Origin of the sequence: Enterobacter roggenkampii (assembly GCF_001729805.1) — a bacterium.
Lineage (GTDB): Bacteria > Pseudomonadota > Gammaproteobacteria > Enterobacterales > Enterobacteriaceae > Enterobacter > Enterobacter roggenkampii.
This window is the reverse complement of record NZ_CP017184.1, coordinates 3,784,869-3,803,620: the sequence shown is the minus strand read 5'-3', so window position 1 is coordinate 3,803,620 and position 18,752 is coordinate 3,784,869. Positions and strand designations below refer to the sequence as shown.

Sequence of the window (18,752 nt, the reverse complement as noted above, 5' to 3'; positions counted from 1 at the left end):
AAATTGTGACTAAGTTATTGGCACAATCTGTGGATAAAACCGACGCTGTTCGATCTTTCATCAGTGCGACGATACCTGATGTGACGATCGTCACGCTAATCAGTTTTTTGTTTATGTAAATACGTATAACTATATGAAAATAATCATATTAATTAGGTGGGGTATAAAAGGGTCTTTCGCGGCGCTTGAGGTTGTTCATCGGTAATCAGACACTTCTTCACAACTATATCCACAGAAAAGGTGAATAAAATTCCCTTTGCTGTCTCACTTCTGTTTATAACTCCGCACATATTTGTGAGTTATTCAATTGTTATTAGGTTGCAGGCCTGTAAGAGAGTGGTTTACCGCCTCCCTGTAGTGTGAAACAATCATTCATATATAAGGTTTAGTTTGGGGTAGTCCGGTGATTGATGACGATGGCTACCGCCCAAACGTAGGAATAGTAATTTGTAATCGTCAGGGCCAGGTGATGTGGGCCCGTCGATATGGTCAGCACTCCTGGCAGTTCCCGCAAGGCGGGATCAATCCTGGAGAGTCCCCAGAACAAGCGATGTACCGGGAGCTTTTTGAAGAGGTCGGTTTGAGCCGAAAAGATGTTCGCATCCTGGCTTCGACCCGCAACTGGTTGCGTTACAAGTTACCGAAACGTTTGGTGCGTTGGGACACAAAGCCGGTTTGTATCGGCCAGAAACAGAAGTGGTTTCTGTTGCAGTTGGTGGGCAACGATTCAGACATCAATATGCAAACCAGCAGTACGCCGGAGTTCGATGGCTGGCGCTGGGTGAGCTATTGGTATCCTGTTCGTCAGGTCGTGTCATTTAAGCGCGATGTTTACCGTAGGGTGATGAAAGAGTTTGCAAGTGTGGTGATGCAGCTTCAGGAGATCCCGCCTAAGCCGCAGAGCGCACCTGCCTGGCGACGTAAAAGAGGTTAAGCTACGCAAATCATGCTCACCCGCTTGCGAGAAATAGTCGAGAAGGTGGCCAGCGCGCCGCGTCTGAACGAGGCGCTGAATATTCTGGTCACCGACATCTGTCTTGCGATGGAGACCGAGGTCTGTTCGGTGTATCTGGCCGACCACGATCGGCGCTGCTATTACCTGATGGCGACCCGTGGTTTGAAAAAACCGCGTGGACGCACCGTAACGCTCGCATTTGATGAGGGTATCGTGGGTCTGGTTGGGCGACTGGCTGAACCCATTAACCTTGCTGACGCGCAAAAACACCCCAGCTTTAAATACATTCCTTCCGTAAAAGAAGAGCGCTTCCGCGCTTTCCTTGGCGTGCCGATTATCCAGCGTCGCCAGCTTCTCGGCGTGCTGGTTGTCCAGCAGCGTGAGCTACGTCAGTACGACGAAAGCGAGGAGTCATTCCTCGTCACGCTGGCCACGCAGATGGCGGCGATCCTTTCCCAGTCTCAGCTTGCCGCGCTCTTTGGCCAGTATCGCCATACGCGCATTCGTGCCCTTCCGGCCTCGCCAGGCGTGGCGATTGCTGAAGGCTGGATGGATGCCACGCTGCCGCTCATGGAGCAGGTTTACGAAGCCTCAACGCTTGATGAAGCGCTGGAGCGCGAGCGTCTTACCGCCGCGCTGGAAGAGGCCGCGAATGAATTTCGTCGCTACAGCAAGCGCTTTGCCGCAGGCGCGCAAAAAGAGACGGCGGCCATCTTTGACCTCTATTCGCACCTGCTTTCCGATGCGCGCCTGCGCCGTGAGCTTTTTGCGGAAGTGGATAAAGGCTCGGTCGCGGAGTGGGCGGTTAAGAAGGTCATCGAAAAATTTGCCGATCAATTTGCGGCACTGACCGACGGTTACCTGAAAGAGCGCGCAGGCGATCTGCGCGCCCTGGGGCAGCGCCTGCTGTTCCATCTTGATGACACCATTCAGGGGCCGAACGCCTGGCCAAAACGGTTTGTTCTGGTCGCCGATGAACTCTCAGCAACGACGCTGGCTGAACTGCCGCAGGACAGGCTGGCCGGTGTGGTGGTGCGCGATGGTGCCGCCAATTCACACGCCGCCATTATGGTGCGCGCGCTGGGTATCCCTACCGTAATGGGGGCGGACATTCAGCCGTCGGTACTTCATCGCCGTACGCTGGTGGTCGACGGCTATCGCGGTGAGCTGCTGGTCGATCCTGAGCCGGTTCTGCTCCAGGAATACCAGCGTCTTATCAGCGAAGAGAATGAATTAAGCAAGCTGGCGGAAGATGACGTTAACCTGCCCGCACAGCTTAAGAGCGGTGAGCGGATCAAAGTTATGCTCAACGCCGGTTTAAGCCCTGAGCATGAAGAGAAGCTGGGCAGCCGCATCGACGGCATTGGCCTGTACCGCACCGAAATCCCGTTCATGCTGCAGAGTGGCTTTCCCTCTGAAGAGGAGCAGGTGGCGCAGTATCAGGGCATGCTGCAGATGTTTAACGACAAACCTGTCACCCTGCGAACCCTGGACGTCGGGGCGGATAAACAGCTGCCCTATATGCCGATCAGCGAAGAAAACCCGTGCCTGGGCTGGCGTGGGATCCGCATTACGCTCGACCAGCCTGAGATCTTCCTGATCCAGGTGCGCGCGATGCTCCGCGCCAACGCGGCGACGGGCAATCTCAGCATCCTGCTGCCGATGGTCACCAGCATCGACGAGATCGACGAAGCGCGCCGGTTGATCGAACGTGCAGGCCGTGAAGTGGAAGAGATGATCGGTTATGCGATTCCGAAACCGCGGATCGGCGTCATGCTTGAAGTGCCGTCTATGGTCTTTATGCTGCCGCAGCTGGCGAACCGGGTTGATTTTATCTCTGTCGGCACGAACGACCTGACGCAATATATTCTGGCCGTCGACCGTAACAACACCCGCGTCGCCAGTATCTATGACAGCCTGCATCCGGCGATCATTCGCGCCTTAGCGATGATTGCCCGTGAAGCGGAGCAGTACGGCATTGATTTACGCCTGTGCGGTGAAATGGCCGGGGACTCCATGTGCGTTGCGATCCTGATTGGTCTGGGGTACCGCCATCTGTCAATGAACGGTCGCGCTGTTGCCCGCGTGAAGTATCTGTTGCGGCATATTGACATCAATGATGCCCGCGAACTGGCAGAACGTAGCCTTGAGGCGCAGCTGGCTGCTGAGGTTCGCCACCAGGTCGCGGCGTTTATGGAACGACGCGGTATGGGCGGTCTGATCCGCGGCGGCCGCTAAAGCCTTTCTCCCTCTCCCTGTGGGAGAGGGCACCAGCGCGCATAAAACCCTATACACATCTTTTACATCTCGGGCGCATCCTCCGCGCCCGCCTTGTGCTATGATTCGCAACTTTGGAGCCTCTGCTTACGGCAGAATCGCATTTCTACCGCTGTCCACTTTCAGCGGAATAACAACATCTTGTGGTGACAGATGAACAGTGGTTATCTGCATTTTCCGGAATTTGATCCGGTCATTTTCTCAGTAGGACCTGTTTCGCTTCACTGGTACGGTCTGATGTACCTGGTGGGCTTCATTTTTGCCATGTGGCTCGCTGGCCGTCGCGCCAGCCGTCCTGGCAGCGGCTGGACTAAAAACGAAGTTGAAAACCTGCTGTATGCGGGCTTCCTCGGCGTGTTCCTGGGTGGCCGTATTGGGTATGTGCTGTTCTATAACTTCCCGGTATTCCTGAATGACCCTCTCTATCTGTTCCGCGTCTGGGACGGCGGCATGTCCTTCCACGGCGGCCTGATTGGGGTGATCCTGGTGATGGTGATTTTTGCCAAACGCACCAAACGCAACTTCTTCCAGGTGTCAGATTTCATCGCACCGCTGATCCCGTTTGGTCTCGGGGCAGGCCGTCTGGGCAACTTCATCAACGGTGAGCTGTGGGGGCGTGTCGACCCGAGCGTTTCCTTTACCATGCTGTTCCCGGGGTCGCGCGCGGAAGACATGGCGCTGTTGCCGTCGCACCCTGAGTGGCAGTCCATTTTCGATACCTACGGCGTGCTGCCGCGCCATATGTCCCAGCTGTACGAGCTGGCGCTGGAAGGCGTGGTGCTGTTTATCATCCTCAACCTGTTTATCCGCAAGCCACGTCCGATGGGGGCTGTTTCCGGGCTGTTCCTGATTGGCTATGGCGCGTTCCGCATCATCGTCGAATTCTTCCGCCAGCCTGACGCCCAGTTTACCGGCGAGTGGGTACAGTACATCAGCATGGGGCAGATCCTCTCCATTCCGATGATCGTCGCGGGTGCCATTATGATGATTTGGGCGTATCGTCGTCGTCCACAGCAACAACTTTCCTGAGGAACCATGAAACAGTATCTTGAATTGATGAAAAAAGTGCTCGATGAGGGCACGCCGAAAAATGACCGCACCGGTACCGGTACGCTCTCCATTTTTGGCCACCAGATGCGCTTCAACCTGCAAGAAGGCTTCCCGCTGGTGACGACAAAGCGCTGCCACCTGCGCTCGATCATTCATGAACTGCTCTGGTTCCTGCAAGGCGATACTAACGTTGCGTATCTGCACGAAAATAACGTCTCCATCTGGGACGAATGGGCAGACGAGAACGGCAACCTGGGCCCCGTTTACGGCAAGCAGTGGCGCGCATGGCCAACGCCTGATGGCCGCCATATTGACCAGATCACCACCGTGATGAACCAGCTGAAAAACGATCCGGACTCGCGCCGCATCATCGTTTCCGCCTGGAACGTTGGCGAACTGGATAAAATGGCGCTGGCGCCGTGCCACGCGTTCTTCCAGTTCTATGTCGCTGACGGCAAGCTCTCCTGCCAGCTCTACCAGCGCTCCTGTGACGTGTTCCTCGGCCTGCCGTTTAACATTGCCAGCTATGCGCTGTTAGTTCATATGATGGCGCAGCAGTGCGACCTGGAAGTGGGTGATTTCGTCTGGACCGGTGGGGATACCCATCTCTACAGCAACCATATGGAACAGACGCATCTCCAGCTAACCCGCGAACCGCGTGCGCTGCCGAAGCTGATCATCAAACGCAAACCGGCATCAATCTTCGACTACCGCTTTGAAGATTTCGAGATTGAGGGCTACGACCCGCACCCGGGCATCAAAGCGCCTGTCGCGATCTGATGCCGTAAAGCCTGACACAACCGGTGCTGTTTAGCGCCGGTTTTTTTTCGCCTTTCTCCCGTTTCCCGAAGCGCTATCCAGAAGGCGTGCAACGCGCTGCAACCCTCCCAATTCTGCGGATGACGCCTCGTAAAACGATAATCCGATGCTCGTCATGTTCACGGCGCTTCGCCACACTCCCGGTATGAAAAAAGAGAACGGTTTTACGCTTATCGAAACGCTGGTCGCTGTTTCGCTTGTCGTCATCCTCAGCGCTTCAGGTCTGTACGGCTGGGACAGCTGGCAACGGCATCAGCGGTTGTGGCAAACCGCCAGTCAGGTGCGAGATTACCTGCTGTTTCTGCGCAACCATGCCAACCGCCACAACCGCGACCATCAAATTACCCGTCAGCGGGTTGGCGACAGGGACTGTCTGGTGAGCTCTGCCGTGCAGGGCTGTGAGAAGGACAGCCCCTTTGTGCTGATTCCCCTCTGGCCTGAGGTCGCGATCGGCGAGGTCACGCCGTCGCTGGGGTTCTATGGATTACGGGATACGGCATGGGCAGGGCGGATACGCGTTCAAAGTCGTGCCGGAGACTGGCTGATTATCGTTTCAGACGGAGGGCGCATCAGGATGTGTAAGGTCTCCGAGGGAGGACAATGTCGATGAGACAGGGCGGCTTTTCGCTTACTGAAGTGCTGATTGCTACGGCCATCAGCAGCCTGTTATTGATAAACGCATCGCGCTTTTTACCCGGATTGCAGCGGGTGGTATTACTGCAATCTGCCCAGCGAGAGCTGGAAGAAGAGGTCTGGCAACGCCTGTTCGCCCTCGGCAAACAGCTTCAGCGTGCGGGGTACTGCGCGGGAAATTGCCAGGGACAGGCGCTGACGATCGGCAGGCAGGGGCGCTGCATCATTGCGCGGTGGGATGCCAACAGTAACGGCTACTGGGATAGCAGCGCGTCAGAAAATGACAGCACTGGTTTTCGTCTGGAATCGGGGGCGCTGGAAACCCTGCGTGGCGCGACGTCGTGTGAAGGAAAAGGGTGGGAAAAGCTCACGGACCCGGACAGGCTTACGATAGCACACTTTGTGGTGAGGAGAGTCGAACATGCCGGTTTTGCGCCAGAGCTGAATATCGAACTGGCCGCGAGGCGTAAAGATGAAAAAGGGGAACCCTGGCAGGCGTTGTATACGGTCACGGGGTACAACCTGTGAATCGTCAACGCGGCATATCTTCGCTGGCGCTGGTTCTGCTTTTACTGGTGCTCGGTACTTTGATCCTGACGGGCCTCAATCAGCAGCTCACAACGTTCAGTGCACTCGTCGGCGGTGAGAGCCGCTCGCTTCAGCAGCAGGCGACGGTGCAGTCCGCGCTTGAGTGGGGGCGCGTTCAGCGCTGGGCGTCAGCGCCACCAGTCCAGTGCAAAACGACATCGGCATGGCGGGTGTGTTTGCGTCAGCTGAGCGAGGCGCGGGTACTGCTGATAGCCGGCGGCAACGACCTGCTGCTCTGGCGCAGGGGAGAGATCGTCGACGGGATAGTGCGCTTTTCGCCTCACGGCTGGAGCGATTTTTGCCCCCTTAAGGAGAGTGCGTTATGTCAGCTGCCGTGAGCAGAGAAAAAGGGTTTAGCATGGTTGAGGTCCTGCTGGCGATGATGCTGCTGGTGGTGGTCGTGACGGCACTGTCGGGGTATCACCGGGCGCTGGCGGCGCGGTTCACCGTGTTTAATCAGTATCGCCAGCTCTGGCACCATGCCTGGAACCAGTCTCAGCTCTCAACAAATGTTCTCCCGGCAGGCTGGCAGGCCAGTCGGGGGCAGACAACGCTCGCAGGATGTGTCAGCATCACGGTTACACTTATTTCTCCTCTGGGTCGGCGCGGTGAGTTAACGCGTCTGCATTGCCCGGTTAGCCAGTAGTCGGGAGCGTCTATGTTAAGGGTCTACCACTCAAATCGTCTGGATGTGCTGGAAGCACTGATGGAGTTTATCGTTGAGCGCGAGCGGCTTGACGATCCTTTTGAGCCTGAAATGGTGCTGGTGCAGAGCACCGGTATGGCGCAGTGGCTGCAAATGTCGCTTTCCCGCAAATTTGGTATTGCCGCGAATATTGATTTTCCGCTGCCGGCGAGCTTCATCTGGGAGATGTTTGTCCGCGTGTTGCCGGATATCCCGGAGCAGAGCGCCTTCAACAAGCAGGCCATGAGCTGGAAGCTGATGGCGCTGCTGCCGGAAATGCTGCAGCACGATGAATTTGCCATGCTGCGCCACTACCTCAATGACGATACCGACAAGCGCAAGCTGTTCCAGCTGGCGTCGCGCACTGCCGATCTCTACGACCAATACCTTGTTTACCGCTCCGACTGGTTAATTCGTTGGGAAGCGGGCGAGTTGGTTGAAGGCCTGCCGGAGGCGCAAATATGGCAGGCCCCGCTGTGGAAAGCGCTGGTGGAGCATACCGAGAGACTGGGCCAGCCTAAGTGGCACCGTGCCAATCTCTACGATCGGTTTATCTCGATACTTGAAAATGCGTCGGAACGCCCGGCCCGACTGCCGTCACGCGTTTTTATCTGCGGGATATCCGCATTACCCCCTGTCTATCTGAAGGCGCTGAATGCGCTGGGTAAACATATTGATATTCATATTTTGTTTACCAACCCTTGCCGACAGTATTGGGGGGATATTCTCGACGAACGCTGGCTTGCACGGCTGGTAACTCGCCAACGAAAACGCCTTTTTGAAGAACGATCCATCCCGCTGTTTAAAGACGGCTCGACGGCCGGGCAGCTTTTCGATGAAGACGGTATCCAGAACCTGCCCAATCCGCTGCTTGCCTCGTGGGGGAAGCTGGGGCGTGACTACATTCACATGCTTTCAGACATCACTTCCTCAGGTGAAGGTGATGTGGATGCCTTTGTTGAGATCGCCCCGGACTGCCTGCTGCATAATATTCAGTTAGATATTCTGGATCTGGAAAACCGCGCCGTCATGGGCGTGACGGCGAACGAGTTCGAACGCAGCGACAATAAGCGAAAACTGGATCCTGACGATCGCAGCGTCATGATCCACGTTTGCCACAGCCCGCAGCGTGAGGTCGAAGTGCTTCACGACCAGCTGCTGGCGATGCTGCAGGAAGATCCCGATCTGACGCCACGCGATATCGTGGTGATGGTGGCGGATATCGACACCTACAGTCCCTTTATTCAGGCCGTCTTTGGCAGCGCGACGGGGGAACGGTACCTGCCTTACGCGATATCTGACCGTCGTGCCCGCCAGTCGCATCCGGTATTGCAGGCGTTTATCACTCTGCTTTCACTGCCGGATAGCCGGTTTATCTCCGAAGATGTCCTGGCGTTGCTGGATGTTCCCGTGCTGGCCGCACGCTTCAACATCAATGAAGAGGGTCTGCGCTACCTTCGTCAGTGGGTGAATGAGTCTGGCGTGCGCTGGGGGATCGATGACGATAACGTTCAGGAGTTCGAGCTTCCCGCAACCGGACAGCACACCTGGCGATTTGGCCTGACGCGTATGCTGTTGGGCTACGCGATGGAAAGCAGCCAGGGTGAGTGGAATGAGGTGCTGCCTTACGATGAGTCCAGCGGGTTAATTGCTGAACTGGTGGGGCATTTAGCATCGCTATTAATGCAGCTTAACCGCTGGCGATATGCGCTGTTGCAGCCGCGTCCACTTGAAGAATGGCTCCCGGTCTGCAGGGCGTTACTCAATGATTTCTTCCTGCCGGACAATGACACCGAAGCGGCGATGGCGCTCATTGAAACCCAGTGGCAGGCCATCATCGACGAAGGCGTGAATTCCCACTACCACGAGGCCATCCCGCTGTCGCTGTTGCGTGATGAGCTGACGCAGCGGCTTGACCAGGAGCGAATCAGCCAGCGTTTCCTGGCGGGGCCTGTCAATATCTGCACCCTGATGCCCATGCGTTCTATCCCGTTCAGGGTGGTCTGCCTGCTTGGCATGAACGACGGTGTGTATCCGCGCGCGCTGCCGCCGCTGGGGTTCGACTTGATGAGCGCAAACCCAAAACGGGGCGATCGTAGCCGCCGCGATGATGACCGCTACCTTTTCCTGGAAGCGCTCATTTCCGCGCAGAGCAAGCTCTATATCAGCTATATCGGCCGTTCCATTCAGGACAACAGCGAGCGTTTCCCCTCCGTACTGGTGCAGGAGCTGGTGGACTATATCGGCCAGAGCCACTACCTGCCGGGAGATGAAGAGCGCAACTGTGATGAAAGCGAGCAGAGGGTGAAAGCCCATATCACCTGTTCCCACAGCCGCATGCCGTTTGACCCGGTGAACTATATTGCCGGCGAGCGCCAGAGCTATGCCCATGAGTGGTTACCGGCGGCGAAAAAAGAGGGGAATGCGCATACTGATTTCATTCAGGAACTTGACCCGCGCCCCATCGACACCCTGACCTTCGAGCAGCTTCAGCGGTTTTGGGCACATCCGGTGCGCGCCTTCTTCCAGCAGCGACTGCAGGTCAACTTCCGCTCTGAAGAGAGTGAAATTCCTGATGCAGAACCGTTTACGCTGGAAGGTCTGGAGCGCTACCAGTTAAACCTGCAGTTGCTGAATGCGCTGGTTGAAGAGGAAGATGCGGACAAACTTTACCGTCGCTACCGTGCTGCGGGTCAGCTGCCCTACGGAGCGTTTGGGGAGATCGTCTGGGAGGCGCAGTGCCAGGAGATGACCGCTCTGGCAGAGCGCGTAAGAGCGTGCCGACAGCCGGGGAAAAGTATTGAAATTGATCTCAACTGCAACGGGGTACAGCTCACGGGCTGGTTAACCCAGGTACAGCCGGATGGGCTGCTGCGCTGGCGGCCCTCAATGCTAAGCGTTTCGCAAGGATTGCAACTCTGGCTGGAACATCTTGTCTACAGTGCGGGTGGGCATAAAGGCGAAAGCCGCATTTTCGTGCGCAAAGAGGGCGAATGGCGCTTCCCGCCGATGGAAGCCGAGCAGGCGTTAGGTTATCTGTCTTTGTACATTGAAGGCTACCGTCAGGGAATGAACAAACCGCTCCTGTTACTACCGGAAAGTGGCGGCGCCTGGATAAAAGCCTGTTATGACGCGCAGAATGATGCGATGTTAACGGATGAGGCTTCGCTCCAGAAAGCGCGCAGTAAGTTTATGCAGGCCTATGAAGGAAACATGATGGTGCGGGGTGAAGGTGAGGATGTCTGGTATCAGCGTTTGTGGCGAGCGCTTGAGCCAGAATACTTTGAGGCGATCACGGAAGAGGCGCAGCGCTACCTGTTGCCGTTGTTTAGATTTAATCAGTCCTGAGCGCTGTATAAAAATTGCGCAGATAAAGGTGTTCATTTATGATGCACTTCTTATCACGGACTGATGTACCCAAAGAAAGAGATGTTGGCGTGTCCAGCACGCAGTTTGTTAATGATGTAGCCGTGATAAAGAGGTCGTAATGCCAGGCAGCACCTTGTTTAAAGCGTTTGTTTTGTTTATTGCCCTTTGGGCGCCCGTCACTCACGCAGACTCCGGTTGGCAACCCGTTCAGGAAACTATCCGTAAGAGCGAAAAAGATACCCGTCAATATCAGGCTATTCGCCTTGATAACGGGATGACCGTGCTGCTGGTTTCCGACCCGCAGGCGGTGAAATCCCTGTCGGCATTAGTGGTGCCGGTTGGGTCGCTGGAAGATCCTGACGCTCATCCTGGGCTTGCACACTATCTGGAACATATGACGCTGATGGGGTCAAAAAAATACCCGCAGCCAGATAGCCTGTCCGAATTTCTGAAGATGCATGGCGGCAGCCACAATGCCAGTACGGCACCGTACCGCACGGCCTTTTATCTCGAAGTCGAAAATGATGCGCTGGAAGGGGCTGTCGATCGCCTTGCCGATTCCATCGCCGCGCCGTTGCTGGATAAAAAATACGCCGATCGTGAACGCAATGCGGTGAATGCCGAGCTGACCATGGCCCGCACGCGAGACGGTATGCGCATGGCGCAGGTCAGCGCCGAAACCATCAACCCCGCGCACCCGGGTTCGCGCTTCTCCGGCGGTAATCTGGAAACCTTGAGCGACAAACCGAACAGCCCGGTGCTGGATGCCCTGCACGCGTTTCGCGATAAATACTACTCCGCCAACCTGATGAAAGCGGTCATCTACAGCAATAAACCGTTGCCGGAGCTGGCAGCCATGGCGGCCAAAACCTTTGGCCGGGTGCCGAATAAAAATATCGACCTGCCGCAAATAACCGTTCCGGTGGTCACGGACGCGCAAAAAGGCATCGTGATCCACTACGTTCCTGCCATGCCGCGCAAAGTGCTGCGCGTGGAATTCCGCATTGATAACAACACGGCACAGTTCCGCAGTAAAACCGATGAGCTGGTCACCTATCTGATTGGTAACCGTAGCCCGGGTACGCTGTCTGACTGGCTGCAAAAGCAGGGGCTGGCGGAAGGCATTCGCGCCGACTCCGATCCGGTTGTGAACGGCAATAGCGGCGTGCTGGCGATCTCCGCGACCCTGACTGACAAAGGACAGGCCAACCGTGATGAAGTCGTAGCGGCTATCTTTAGCTACCTCTCCTTACTGCGTGAGAAAGGCGTCGATAAGCGATATTTTGATGAACTCGCGCACGTGTTGGATCTCGATTTCCGCTACCCGTCCATCACCCGCGATATGGATTATGTGGAGTGGCTGGCGGACACCATGATCCGCGTGCCGGTGGAACATACCCTCGACGCGGTGAATATTGCCGACCGGTATGATGCCGGGGCGTTAAAAGACCGCCTGGCGATGATGACGCCGGAGAATGCCCGCATCTGGTACATCAGCCCGAACGAACCGCATAACAAGACGGCGTACTTTGTCGATGCCCCTTATCAGGTGGATAAAATCAGCGCCCAGACCTTCGCCGACTGGCAGAAGAAGGCCGGGGAGATTGCGTTGAAGCTGCCGGAGCTGAACCCCTATATTCCGGATGACTTCTCGCTGATCAAAACGACGAAAGATTACCCGCATCCGGAACTCATCATTGATGAGCCCACGCTGCGCGTCGTGTACACCCCAAGCCGCTATTTCGCCAGCGAGCCAAAGGCCGATGTCAGCGTGGTGCTGCGTAACCCGAAAGCCATGAACAGCGCCAAAAATCAGGTGATGTTCGCGCTCAATGACTATCTCGCCGGTATCGCGCTCGATCAGCTCAGCAACCAGGCCGCCGTGGGCGGGATCAGCTTCTCCACCAACGCCAATAACGGTTTGATGCTTAATGCAAACGGCTATACCCAGCGCTTGCCTCAGCTGTTCCAGGCCCTGCTGGAGGGCTACTTCAGCTACACGCCGACGGAAGAGCAGCTTGAGCAGGCTAAATCCTGGTATGCCCAGATGATGGATTCTGCCGAGAAGGGCAAGGCTTACGATCTGGCGCTTATGCCAGCGCAAATGCTGTCGCAGGTTCCTTATTTCCAGCGTGAGGATCGCCGCGCGCTGCTGCCTTCCATCTCCTTAAAAGACGTGCTGGCGTACCGCGACGCGCTGAAAACCAACACGCGTCCGGAGTTCCTGATCGTTGGCAACATGAGTGAGGAGCAGGCCAAAACCCTGGCGCAGAATGTTCGCACTCAGCTCGGCTCTAAAGGCGACGAGTGGTGCCGCAACCAGGACGTGCTGGTTGAGAAAAAGCAGAATGTAATCTTTGAAAAAGCGGGTAACAGCACGGATTCCGCGCTGGCCGCGGTCTTTGTGCCAACGGGCTATGATGAATTCGCCAGTTCAGCGCAGAGCGCCGTGCTGGGACAGATTATTCAGCCGTGGTTCTATAACCAGTTACGCACAGAGGAGCAGCTTGGCTACGCGGTGTTTGCCTTTTCCATGAACGTCGGTCGTCAGTGGGGGCTGGGTTTCCTGCTGCAAAGCAGCGATAAACAACCGGCGTATCTCTGGCAGCGTTACCAGGCCTTCTTCCCGCAGGTGGAAGCAAAACTGCGTGCCATGAAGCCGGAAGAGTTTGCCCAGATCCAGCAGGCCGTCATCGCGCAGGTGATGCAGCCGCCGCAGACGCTGGGTGAAGAAGCGTCGCAGCTGAGCAAAGATTTCGATCGCGGTAATCTGAAATTTGATTCGCGTGATAAAGTAGTGGCCGAGATAAAACAGCTGACGCCGCAGAAGGTTGCCGACTTCTTCCATCAGGCGGTCATTAAGCCGCAGGGAATCACCATCCTGTCTCAGGTTTCCGGTAGCCAGAACGGGAAAACGGAGTACGTGAACCCGAAAGGCTGGAAAGTCTGGAAGAGCGTCAGCGCGCTGCAGCAATCTATGCCCTGGAGTAAGAAAGAATGACCGATACCGCTGAGTCCCTTGATCCCTTACGTTTACCTCTGCAGGGTGAACGATTGATTGAAGCCTCAGCGGGAACGGGAAAAACCTTCACCATTGCCGCCCTCTATCTGCGCCTGCTGTTAGGCCTTGGCGGCAACGCCGCTTTTCCACGTCCTTTGAGCGTGGAAGAGCTGCTGGTGGTCACCTTCACCGAGGCCGCTACCGCGGAGCTGCGGGGCCGTATTCGTACCAATATCCACGAGCTGCGCATCGCCTGTCTGCGTCAGAGCACGGATAACCCCCTCTACGCCAGCCTTCTTGAAGAGATTGCCGATAAGCAGCAGGCAGCCCAGTGGCTGCTGCTCGCTGAACGGCAGATGGACGAAGCGTCCGTCTTTACCATTCACGGTTTTTGCCAGCGCATGCTGAGCCTGAACGCGTTCGAGTCCGGTATGCTGTTCGAACAGCAGCTCATTGAAGATGAATCCGTGCTTCGCTATCAGGCCTGCGCGGATTTCTGGCGTCGCCACTGCTACCCCTTACAGCGCGATATTGCCGAAGCGGTACACGCGCTCTGGAAAGGCCCGGAAGCGCTGCTGCGCGCGATCGATCGTTATCTACAGGGGGAAGCGCCGGTCATCAAATCCCCACCGCCGGCAGATGAAACCCTGGCCACGCGGCATGAAAAAATCATCGCGAAAATTGCGGACATCAAGCAAAAATGGATGGAGTCAGTCGGCGAGATTGACGCCATCATCGAAAATTCCGGCATCGATCGTCGCAAGTTCAACCGTGGCAATCAGGGAAAATGGATCGACAAGGTCAGCGCCTGGGCGCAGGAAGAGACGCGGGGCTACCAGCTCCCGGACGCGCTGGAGAAATTCTCCCAACGTTTCCTGGCTGAGCGGACCAAAGCCGACGGCATTGTACCTGAGCATCCCCTGTTTGTGGCGATTGAAACCCTGCTGGCGGAGCCCCTTACGCTCAACGATCTGATGATCGCTCGCGCCATGACGGAAATTCGTGAAGCCGTGGCACGCGAAAAGCGCCGCCGTGGCGAGCTGGGATTCGACGATATGCTGAGCCGCCTGGATGCGGCGCTGTGCAGTGAAAATGGCGAAGCGCTTGCCGCCGCGATTCGCACCCGCTTCCCGGTGGCGATGATAGACGAATTCCAGGACACCGACCCTCAGCAGTACCGCATTTTCCGCCGTATCTGGCGCCAGCAGCCCGACACCGCGCTGCTGTTAATCGGCGATCCGAAACAGGCCATCTACGCCTTCCGCGGTGCGGATATTTTCACCTATATGAAGGCCCGCAGCGAGGTTGCCGCGCACTACACGCTCGATACCAACTGGCGCTCCTCCCCCGGCATGGTGGAAAGCGTCAACGCGCTGTTTAGCCGCATGGATACGGCGTTTATGTTCCGTGAGATCCCGTTTCAGCCGGTAAAATTTGCCCCGAAAAATGCCTCGTTGCGCTTCGAGTTTAACGGCGTGACGCAGCCTGCCATGAACTTCTGGCTGCTGGATGGGGAAGGCTGCGGCGTTGCCGACTATCAAAATGCCATGGCCCAGCACTGTGCTGCGCAAATCCGTGACTGGCTCAGTGCGGGAGCGCGAGGCGAGGCGCTGCTGTGGAAGGGGGATAACCCCACCCCGGTAAAGGCATCGGATATTACGGTGCTGGTGCGCAGCCGTCAGGAGGCCGCATTCATCCGCGACGCCCTGACGTTACTGAATATCCCCTCCGTCTACCTCTCGAACCGCGACAGCGTCTTTGAAACGCTGGAGGCGCAGGAGATGTTATGGCTGCTGCAGGCCGTGCTGGCCCCGGAGCGGGAAAGTACATTGCGCAGCGCATTAGCCAGCGCGATGCTCGGACTGAACGCGCGCGATATTGATGCGCTCAACAATGACGAAGCCGCGTGGGATGCGGTGGTGGAAGAGTTTGTCCACTACCGGGAAAGATGGCAGAAGCGCGGGGTGATGGCGATGGTGCGCGAGCTCATGGCTCAGCGCCACATTGCCGAGAATATGCTGGCTACCGCAGGTGGCGAGCGGCGTTTGACCGATATTTTACACATCAGCGAACTCTTGCAGGAGGCGGGTACGCAGCTGGAGAGCGAGCATGCCCTGGTGCGCTGGCTGGCGCAGCAGATTGCCGATCCGAACAGCAATTCATCCAGCCAGCAGATGCGCCTCGAGAGTGATAAACATCTGGTGCAGATCGTCACCATCCACAAGTCGAAAGGCCTGGAATATCCGCTGGTCTGGCTGCCGTTTATCGCCAATTACCGCGTGCAGGATCAGGCTTTTTACCACGATCGCGAGTCTTTTGAGGCGGTGCTCGATCTCAGCAACGCGGAGTCCAGCGTTGAGCTGGCAGAGGCCGAACGTCTGGCGGAAGATTTACGCCTGCTCTACGTGGCGCTGACCCGCTCGGTCTGGCACTGCAGCCTGGGCGTTGCGCCGCTGTTCCGGCGTCGGGGCGAAAAGAGCGGGGAGAGCGATTTTCATCTGAGCGCGCTGGGGCGGCTTATTCAGCAGGGTGAACCCAAAGACGCGGCGGGCCTGCGCCAGTGCATCGAATCGCTTTGTACTGAGCATGTTGCCCTGCATATTCCATCGCTGCCCGACAACAGCCGCTGGCACATGCCGGAGCCGCACGAGTCAGATCTCCATGCCCGTCAGGTGGTACGTACGATTGCCGACGACTGGCGCGTGACCAGCTACTCTGGCTTACAGCAGCACGGGCAGAGTATTGCGCAGGATCTGATGCCAAAACTGGACGTGGATGCCGCAGGCGCCGGTAGCGTACCCGCTGAGCCGGTGCTGACGCCGCACCAGTTCCCGCGCGGCGCCTCGCCGGGCACGTTTTTACACAGCCTGTTTGAAGAGCTGGATTTTACCCAGCCGGTTTCCGAAGAGTGGGTGCTGAAGATGCTACAGAGCGGTGGTTACGACGCGCAATGGCAGCCGGTTCTCACCGACTGGATCCGCGCGGTTCTGCACGCCCCGCTCACGGCCCAGGGGATCTCGCTTAGCCAGTTGACCACCAAAGATAAGCAGGTGGAGATGGAGTTTTACCTCCCCATCGCCAGCCCGCTCAGGGCCGAGGCGCTTGATGCGTTGATCCGCGAGTACGATCCGCTGTCCGCCGGATGCCCGCCGCTGAACTTCCGCCAGGTGCAGGGAATGCTAAAAGGCTTTATCGACCTCGTTTTCCGCCACGACGGGCGCTACTACCTGCTGGATTACAAGTCGAACTGGCTGGGCGAAAACAGCGAAGCCTATACCCAACAGGCGATGGCGTCGGCTATGCAACTGCATCGCTACGATCTGCAGTACCAGCTTTATACCCTGGCGCTGCACCGTTACCTGCGCCATCGTATTGCCGATTACCGTTACGACGCGCATTTTGGCGGCGTGATTTACCTGTTCCTGCGCGGCGTGGATGCCAACGACCCGCGTTCCGGCGTCTTTAGCACGCGTCCGGCTGTGGAACTGATTGAAAAAATGGATAACCTGTTTGCCGCAGGCACGGAGGAGATGGCATGACGATGCAGGCGCTACTGCTGGACGCGGTTGAACAACGATTACTGCGCCACCTGGACGTGCAGTTTGCCATGATGGTGGCAGGCGAGGAGCCAGCCGTCATGCTTGCCGCCGCGATTCTGAGCAAAGACGCGGGGGAAGGGCACGTATGTCTGCCGCTGTCGCGTCTGGCGGTGGATGAGAAAATGCCTCCGGCTTTACAGGCGTGTTTCGCGCTGCTGGGTGACGCACTGGACTGGCAGGCGATACTACGCGGTTCGCCTGCCGTGAGCGGAGCCGATACCGGGACGCCAATGATTCTGGTCGGCGAGCGTTTGTATCTTAACCGGCTGTGGCGTAACGAACTGACGGTGGCGCGCTTCTTCAGCGAGACCAACGCCCCGCTTCCCTGCGATGAAACGCAGCTCCGGCAAACGCTGGATGCGCTGTTTTCCTCTGACGAGGCGACAGACTGGCAGAAAGTGGCGGCAGCCGTGGCCTTAACGCGTCGGATCTCGGTGATTTCAGGCGGACCGGGCACCGGGAAAACGACCACCGTGGCAAAACTGCTTGCCGCGCTGATTCAGTTGTCGGGCGAGCAAAAGTGCCGTATTCGCCTGGCGGCCCCCACCGGTAAAGCCGCGGCGCGTCTGACGGAATCGTTAGGCGGCGCGCTGCAAAAGCTGCCGCTTACCGGGGAGCAGCTGGCGCTTTTCCCCAACGAAGCCAGCACGCTGCACCGTTTGCTTGGCGCTCAGCCTGGCAGCCAGCGTTTGCGCTACCATGCCGGTAATCCCCTGCACCTGGATGTGCTGGTGGTGGATGAGGCGTCGATGATTGACCTGACGATGATGTCGCGTTTGATTGATGCGCTACCGCCGCACGCGCGCGTTATTTTCCTGGGCGATCGCGACCAGCTTGCCTCCGTGGAGGCGGGGGCTGTGCTGGGCGATATCTGCACCTATGCCAGCCTGGGTTATACCGCAGAACGCGCTCAGGAATTAGCCCGTCTCACCGGATGCTCGCTCACCTCTGAAAACCATTCGCTTGCAGGAGCGCTGCGCGACAGCCTGTGTCTGCTGCAGAAAAGCTACCGCTTCGGCAGCGATTCCGGTATCGGCCAGCTTGCGGCGGCCGTGAACCGGGGCGACCGGCGAACAACCACTGCGGTGTTTGACGGCACCTTTACGGATATTGAGAAAAAATCGCTGCAGACCGGGGAAGAGTATCAGGCGATGCTGGATGATGCCCTGCAGGGGTATCAGCACTTTCTGACGGGCGTACAACAGCAGCGTTCGCCGGAGCAGGTCATTGCCGCGTTTGGTGAATATCAGCTGCTTTGTGCGCTGAGGGAAGGTCCCTTTGGTGTCCGGGGCCTGAACGACAGGCTGGAACAGCTGCTGGTGCAAAAGCGTAAAATAAACCGCACCCCGCACTCGCGCTGGTATGAAGGGCGACCGGTGATGATTTCCCGCAACGACAGCGCGCTGGGGTTGTTTAACGGGGATATCGGGATTGCGCTCGACTGCGGCCAGGGGCTGCGCGTCTGGTTCCAGATGCCGGACGGGAGCGTGAAGTCTTTCCAGCCCAGCCGTTTGCCCGAGCATGAAACCGCCTGGGCGATGACGGTGCATAAGTCCCAGGGCTCCGAGTTTAACCACGCGGCGCTGATCCTGCCCACGCAGCTTTCCCCCGTCATTACCCGCGAGCTGATCTATACCGCCATTACGCGCGCGCGTCAGCGCCTGTCGCTGTATACCGATGAACGCGTGCTGGTGCAGGCGATTGCCACCCGCACGGAACGCCGAAGCGGGCTGGGCGCGATATTTGAGTCCCTCTGAATGAACGCCCTCGCCGCAC

12 protein-coding genes are annotated in these 18,752 nt (G+C 57.4%); all 12 read left to right on the top strand.

From position 1 onward, the window contains the following. Positions 1-403 precede the first annotated feature (403 nt). The 12 genes from rppH (at position 404) to recD (ending at position 18,733) form a co-directional block, all read left to right on the top strand. Positions 404-934, top strand: a complete 531-nt coding sequence (rppH, locus tag BFV67_RS17795) for an RNA pyrophosphohydrolase (RefSeq protein ID WP_013098553.1) — start codon at positions 404-406, stop codon at positions 932-934. Between the two features lie 12 nt (positions 935-946). Continuing rightward, on the top strand, positions 947-3,193 hold the full coding sequence (gene ptsP / locus BFV67_RS17790; protein ID WP_008499665.1) for a phosphoenolpyruvate--protein phosphotransferase: 2,247 nt from the start codon (positions 947-949) through the stop codon (positions 3,191-3,193). 192 nt (positions 3,194-3,385) lie between these two features. Continuing rightward, positions 3,386-4,261, top strand: a complete 876-nt coding sequence (gene lgt, locus BFV67_RS17785; protein WP_008499664.1) for a prolipoprotein diacylglyceryl transferase — start codon at positions 3,386-3,388, stop codon at positions 4,259-4,261. Positions 4,262-4,267: 6 nt separating this feature from the next. Then, complete coding sequence (gene thyA, locus BFV67_RS17780) at positions 4,268-5,062, top strand: thymidylate synthase (RefSeq protein WP_008499663.1); 795 nt, start codon at positions 4,268-4,270, stop codon at positions 5,060-5,062. Between the two features lie 184 nt (positions 5,063-5,246). Next, complete coding sequence (locus BFV67_RS17775; protein ID WP_031275138.1) at positions 5,247-5,711, top strand: prepilin peptidase-dependent protein; 465 nt, start codon at positions 5,247-5,249, stop codon at positions 5,709-5,711. Further along, the gene (locus BFV67_RS17770) at positions 5,702-6,262 is read left to right on the top strand and encodes a prepilin peptidase-dependent protein (RefSeq protein WP_069598746.1); all 561 of its coding nucleotides are present in this window, start codon (positions 5,702-5,704) and stop codon (positions 6,260-6,262) included. The genes BFV67_RS17775 and BFV67_RS17770 overlap by 10 nt, the downstream gene beginning before the upstream one ends. Continuing rightward, a complete protein-coding gene (locus tag BFV67_RS17765; RefSeq protein WP_021242011.1) occupies positions 6,259-6,660 on the top strand; it encodes a DUF2509 family protein in 402 nt (133 codons plus the stop codon). Before BFV67_RS17770 ends, BFV67_RS17765 begins: the two co-directional genes overlap by 4 nt. Then, a complete protein-coding gene (locus tag BFV67_RS17760) occupies positions 6,645-6,968 on the top strand; it encodes a prepilin-type N-terminal cleavage/methylation domain-containing protein (protein WP_008499660.1) in 324 nt (107 codons plus the stop codon). Before BFV67_RS17765 ends, BFV67_RS17760 begins: the two co-directional genes overlap by 16 nt. A 12-nt stretch (positions 6,969-6,980) precedes the next feature. Beyond that, positions 6,981-10,355, top strand: a complete 3,375-nt coding sequence (recC, locus tag BFV67_RS17755; RefSeq protein WP_069598745.1) for an exodeoxyribonuclease V subunit gamma — start codon at positions 6,981-6,983, stop codon at positions 10,353-10,355. A gap of 139 nt (positions 10,356-10,494) precedes the next feature. After that, positions 10,495-13,377, top strand: a complete 2,883-nt coding sequence (gene ptrA, locus BFV67_RS17750) for a pitrilysin (RefSeq protein ID WP_069598744.1) — start codon at positions 10,495-10,497, stop codon at positions 13,375-13,377. After that, positions 13,374-16,916: an exodeoxyribonuclease V subunit beta gene (recB, locus tag BFV67_RS17745; protein WP_069598743.1), complete on the top strand. Its 3,543-nt coding sequence runs from the start codon at positions 13,374-13,376 to the stop codon at positions 16,914-16,916. The genes ptrA and recB overlap by 4 nt, the downstream gene beginning before the upstream one ends. Next, positions 16,913-18,733, top strand: coding sequence for an exodeoxyribonuclease V subunit alpha (gene recD, locus BFV67_RS17740; RefSeq protein WP_023325996.1), 1,821 nt, complete (start codon positions 16,913-16,915; stop codon positions 18,731-18,733). The genes recB and recD overlap by 4 nt, the downstream gene beginning before the upstream one ends. Positions 18,734-18,752 lie beyond the last annotated feature (19 nt).

Bases quoted from the DNA above. Each gene is read 5' to 3' on its own strand.
- ptsP (WP_008499665.1), top strand. From the start codon at position 947: ATGCTCACCCGCTTGCGAGAAATAGTCGAGAAGGTGGCCAGCGCGCCG.
- recC (WP_069598745.1), top strand. From the start codon at position 6,981: ATGTTAAGGGTCTACCACTCAAATCGTCTGGATGTGCTGGAAGCACTG.
- recD (WP_023325996.1), top strand. From the start codon at position 16,913: ATGACGATGCAGGCGCTACTGCTGGACGCGGTTGAACAACGATTACTG.
- recB (WP_069598743.1), top strand. From the start codon at position 13,374: ATGACCGATACCGCTGAGTCCCTTGATCCCTTACGTTTACCTCTGCAG.
- lgt (WP_008499664.1), top strand. From the start codon at position 3,386: ATGAACAGTGGTTATCTGCATTTTCCGGAATTTGATCCGGTCATTTTC.
- BFV67_RS17760 (WP_008499660.1), top strand. From the start codon at position 6,645: ATGTCAGCTGCCGTGAGCAGAGAAAAAGGGTTTAGCATGGTTGAGGTC.
- thyA (WP_008499663.1), top strand. From the start codon at position 4,268: ATGAAACAGTATCTTGAATTGATGAAAAAAGTGCTCGATGAGGGCACG.
- ptrA (WP_069598744.1), top strand. From the start codon at position 10,495: ATGCCAGGCAGCACCTTGTTTAAAGCGTTTGTTTTGTTTATTGCCCTT.
- BFV67_RS17770 (WP_069598746.1), top strand. From the start codon at position 5,702: ATGTCGATGAGACAGGGCGGCTTTTCGCTTACTGAAGTGCTGATTGCT.
- BFV67_RS17775 (WP_031275138.1), top strand. From the start codon at position 5,247: ATGAAAAAAGAGAACGGTTTTACGCTTATCGAAACGCTGGTCGCTGTT.